This window comes from Corallococcus llansteffanensis (genome assembly GCF_003612055.1).
Classification (GTDB): domain Bacteria; phylum Myxococcota; class Myxococcia; order Myxococcales; family Myxococcaceae; genus Corallococcus; species Corallococcus llansteffanensis.
In genome coordinates this window covers 1-389 of the sequence record NZ_RAWB01001229.1, presented here as the reverse complement: position 1 = coordinate 389, position 389 = coordinate 1, and the positions used below count along the sequence as shown (strand labels likewise).

Sequence of the window (389 nt, the reverse complement as noted above, 5' to 3'; positions counted from 1 at the left end):
ACAATGCCGTGTGCGGCCATGGCCTTGACTTCCTCCATGACAGCCGCGGTGTGCAGCAGCGCCTTCGACGGGATACAGCCCACGTTCAGGCAAACGCCGCCCAGCGTGGAGAAGCGCTCCACCAGCACAGTGCTCATGCCGAGATCCGCGCTGCGGAAGGCGGCCGAATAACCGCCGGGGCCCGAGCCAAGGACGAGCATCTCGCATTCGATATCAGCGCCGCCGGCATGCTTGCTCGCTTGCGGTGCGGGGGCCGATGCGGCCGGCGCAGCAGCGGGCGTTGCGGCCGGAGCCGGTGCTTGCGCAGGCGCCGGAGCCGCCGCCGCGCCCGCTTCCGCCGTGGCGATCACCGTGCCTTGGCTGACCTTATCGCCCACCTTGATCTTGAC

1 protein-coding gene is annotated in these 389 nt (G+C 69.2%); it reads right to left on the bottom strand.

The genetic code is table 11. The features are described from left to right. Positions 1-389 (bottom strand): FAD-dependent oxidoreductase (locus tag D7V93_RS47230; RefSeq protein ID WP_120648760.1); only part of this gene is annotated, 389 nt, incomplete at both ends.